Annotated in this window: 4 protein-coding genes; all 4 read left to right on the top strand. The window is 52.5% G+C overall.

Going from position 1 to position 3716, the window contains the following annotated elements; translation table 11 throughout:
- Positions 1-511: 511 nt before the first annotated feature.
- Genes AC2VNK_RS04210 through ureC form a run of 4 tightly spaced genes read left to right on the top strand, consistent with a single transcriptional unit; the run spans position 512 to position 3646 of the window.
- The gene (locus tag AC2VNK_RS04210) at positions 512-1279 is read left to right on the top strand and encodes an urease accessory protein UreD (RefSeq protein ID WP_291520605.1); all 768 of its coding nucleotides are present in this window, start codon (positions 512-514) and stop codon (positions 1277-1279) included.
- Between the two features lie 13 nt (positions 1280-1292).
- Positions 1293-1595 carry an urease subunit gamma gene (locus AC2VNK_RS04205; RefSeq protein ID WP_215893150.1) on the top strand — a complete coding sequence of 101 codons (303 nt, stop codon included), beginning with the start codon at positions 1293-1295 and terminating at the stop codon, positions 1593-1595.
- Positions 1596-1620: 25 nt separating this feature from the next.
- Positions 1621-1935 (top strand): urease subunit beta, encoded by a 315-nt coding sequence (locus AC2VNK_RS04200; RefSeq protein ID WP_486882933.1) that lies wholly within the window; start codon positions 1621-1623, stop codon positions 1933-1935.
- Between the two features lie 4 nt (positions 1936-1939).
- A complete protein-coding gene (gene ureC, locus AC2VNK_RS04195) occupies positions 1940-3646 on the top strand; it encodes an urease subunit alpha (RefSeq protein ID WP_486882932.1) in 1707 nt (568 codons plus the stop codon).
- The last annotated feature ends 70 nt before the right edge of the window (positions 3647-3716 follow it).

Below are 3716 nucleotides of genomic sequence, written 5' to 3'. Positions count from 1 at the left end.
AAAGCGGAAAGCAGTTTTTTTCGCGAGTGTGCACCATATCGGTGCGCATATGGTATGGCTTTCCCAGATCGGCAGAAGTTGCCGCTTCGTGCGTCTGACTCTGTTGTTCGTTGAAAAAGTCCTTACGAGGATATTCTCGCAGTCTAGCATGTTAAATAGAATTAGAATGATAACACACAAAAATGATCATTTGGCCGATATCTCCGTGCTGGCGAACGTCGCCTGAAAACACTAGCCCGCAAGTTGTGGCGCGGTATTTGCTATTATCTTCTAGTCATGGCGTTAGTGATGGACTCCATGGCTGTGAGTGACTCCCTAAGAAGTGCTTCGGGCGGCATAGCCGCCCAATTTTCTGGATGGTTTCATAGAAAATTATGGTAGACGATTTCTTTATATTGTGCCCTACGACACTTCGGAGTGGACGCAATATATTTTAGCGAGGTGAAAAAATAAGTTGTGCTCTTGGGAAGGGAATCTTTCGCTGTCCTTCGTGGCTAGACAAGGCAACACCATGTTAAAGCGACAAGAGGCGGTCTTGCCCTTGGCCTTTCAACGGCCATTGTATCCAGAAGGTCCGGAGGTTTGTCATGGGATCATTCTCCATCCCCCGGGCGGGGTGGCCAATGACGATCAATTACATATCCATGTTGATCTCGCCGAAGATACCCACGTGTTGCTCACCAGTCCCGGAGCAACCAAGGTGTATCGTAGTACCACAAATGCATACCAGAGTATGGAAATTACGGTGGGTACTGATGCTTGTCTGGAATGGCTACCACAGGAGACCATACTTTTTGATGGTGCATATTGGCATCAGCAGTCGCGGATCGAGCTGGATGCAAAAGGCTTCTGGCTAGGCTGGGAAATTACCCGTTTTGGGCGAAGTGCCTCTGGTGAGAGGTTTTCGCGGGGTTGCTGGAAATCAACGACAGAGGTATGGCGGAAAGGTCGCCCACTCTGGATAGACCGGCAGCGATTAGACGGAGGTAGCGGACTTCTGGACTCGCCTTTTGGGTTGAATGGGAATGCCGTTATGGCCACGCTGGCTTGGGTAGGTGCGCCGGTTGATCGGGAGCTCGTTGAGGCGTGCAGGTTATGGTGGCGATCTCGGGACTGGGAAGGTGACGCGGGTGTGACTCGACTCGAATGTGGAATGACAGCGCGTTACCGGGGACCGTCTACGGCTAACGCACGAGCGTGGTTCGTGGCCATCTGGGATATCGTGCGCCGACAATTTTTGCATCGACCGGCCTGCTCACCGCGTGTCTGGAGCACCTGAATAAGAGGATTTTATGCATCTTACCCCGCAGGAAAAAGACAAGTTATTGATTTTTACAGCCGCTTTACTGGCTGAACGGCGTAAAGAACGCGGTCTCAAGCTCAATTATCCCGAAGCCGTTGCCTATATTTCTGCAGCGATTCTGGAGGGCGCCCGAGACGGCAAGTCTGTCAGTCAGTTGATGAGCGAAGGGAGCCAAGTACTGAAACGTGAAGAGGTTATGGACGGGGTGCCAGAGATGATTGCTGAAGTACAGGTAGAAGCTACCTTTCCGGATGGAACCAAACTAGTGACTGTTCATCTGCCTATCCGCTAGCCGCATTGGAAAGGAGTGATTTGAAATGATTCCCGGTGAAATTATCAGTGCAGATGGTGCGATTGAACTGAACGTTGGACGCCCGCGCGTTGCTATGCAGGTTACCAACGTCGGTGACCGGCCGATACAGGTGGGTTCCCATTACCATTTTTACGAGGCCAACGCTGCCCTTACTTTTAATCGGGAAGTAGCATACGGAATGCGGCTGGACATCCCTGCGGGAACGGCTATTCGTTTCGAACCTGGTGACGAGCGGGCGGTGACGTTGATCCCCTATGGCGGGCTTCGTCAGGTTTTTGGTTTTAACGGATTCGTGAACGGTCTGCTGAAGGAAGCATAAAACTATGGCGCAAATGGATAGACGTGCGTATGCCGAGCATTACGGCCCCACTACAGGAGACCGCATGCGGCTGGCTGACACGCAGCTCCTAATTCAGATCGAACGGGATCTGACCCATTATGGCGATGAAGTTAAATTTGGCGGCGGGAAGGTCATTCGTGACGGCATGGGACAATCTCCGATCACCCATGCGGATGGTGCCATGGACCTCGTCATCACCAATGCGGTTATTATTGACTGGTGGGGCATCATCAAGGCGGATGTCGGCATACGGTTGGGGCGTATTGCTGCCATTGGTAAAGCAGGTAATCCCGATACGCAGGAGGGTGTGACTATCATCATCGGACCCGGCACCGAAATCATTGCCGGTGAGGGAATGGTGCTTACTGCCGGCGGTGTTGATTCACACATACACTTTATTTGCCCGCAACTGATAGAAACGGCGCTGGCGTCAGGCATTACCACCATGATTGGCGGTGGTACCGGCCCTGCCGCGGGCACCAATGCGACGACCTGTACGCCCGGACCGTGGTATTTGCAACAAATGCTGCTTTCTGCCGAGGCCTTTCCCATGAACCTGGGTTTCTTGGGTAAAGGTAACTCTTCTCGCCCGGAGGGCTTGCGCGAGCAGATTGAAGCAGGAGCTATCGGTTTGAAGTTACACGAAGATTGGGGCACTACCCCAGCCGCTATTGATTGCTGTTTGACTGTTGCTGATGCATACGACGTGCAAGTAGCCATACACACAGACACGCTTAATGAAGCCGGATTTGTCGAAAATACCATTAACGCTTTCAAAGGTCGTACCATTCATAGTTACCATACAGAAGGTGCCGGAGGAGGGCATGCTCCTGATATCATTAAAGTTTGCGGCGAATCTAATGTATTACCATCCTCCACCAATCCCACACGACCCTACACGGTGAATACTGTGGAAGAGCACCTCGACATGCTCATGGTCTGTCACCATCTGGATCCTAGCATCGCTGAGGATCTCGCCTTTGCCGAATCCCGTATCCGTCGTGAGACCATCGCGGCCGAAGACATCCTGCACGATCTGGGCGCCATATCCATGATGGCCTCAGACTCTCAGGCTATGGGGCGAGTAGGGGAAGTGATCTTGCGCACCTGGCAAACAGCCCACAAGATGAAAGAGCAGCGCGGCAGCCTTCCGGGGGATCCGGCCACCCATGATAACCTGCGGGTGAAACGATACATCGCGAAGTACACGATTAACCCAGCACTCACCCACGGTATGGCGGATCACCTCGGCTCTATTGCGATTGGTAAACTGGCAGACCTCGTATTGTGGCGGCCCGCATTTTTTGGGGTTAAACCTGAGCTCGTACTCAAGGGTGGTATGATTGCCTGGGCACAGATGGGCGATACCAATGCAAGTATTCCTACTCCGCAACCTGTTTACGGACGTCCCATGTTTGCAGCGTTCGGAAAGGCTCTTCAGAATACTTCGATTACCTTTATGTCCCAGTTTGCCTGGGAAAACGGCATGGCCGGGCAATTAGGACTGCAGCGTAGCGTGCTGCCCGTACAGAACACCAGAGCCATTGGCAAGCAGGATATGAAGAACAACGATGCCCTGCCACATATTGAGGTGGATCCACAAAGCTACGCAGTCAGGGCAGACGGCGAATTGCTGACTTGTGATCCGGCAGTAGACTTACCACTTGCCCAACGCTACTTTTTGTTCTGATTATGCTGACGATTACTGCACGCGACCATTCCCAATCTGCCGACCGCCTTGATCTGGTCGGTATCCCGCT

The sequence above is a fragment of the Acidithiobacillus sp. TH-A35 genome (genome assembly GCF_057473505.1).
Note: the sequence above shows the minus strand (reverse complement) of the source record. Positions and strands in the feature narration are given on the sequence as shown.

Excerpts from the sequence above, each read along its gene's own strand:
- ureC (WP_486882932.1), top strand. The coding sequence starts at position 1,940 with ATGGCGCAAATGGATAGACGTGCGTATGCCGAGCATTACGGCCCCACT.
- AC2VNK_RS04210 (WP_291520605.1), top strand. The coding sequence starts at position 512 with ATGTTAAAGCGACAAGAGGCGGTCTTGCCCTTGGCCTTTCAACGGCCA.
- AC2VNK_RS04205 (WP_215893150.1), top strand. The coding sequence starts at position 1,293 with ATGCATCTTACCCCGCAGGAAAAAGACAAGTTATTGATTTTTACAGCC.
- AC2VNK_RS04200 (WP_486882933.1), top strand. The coding sequence starts at position 1,621 with ATGATTCCCGGTGAAATTATCAGTGCAGATGGTGCGATTGAACTGAAC.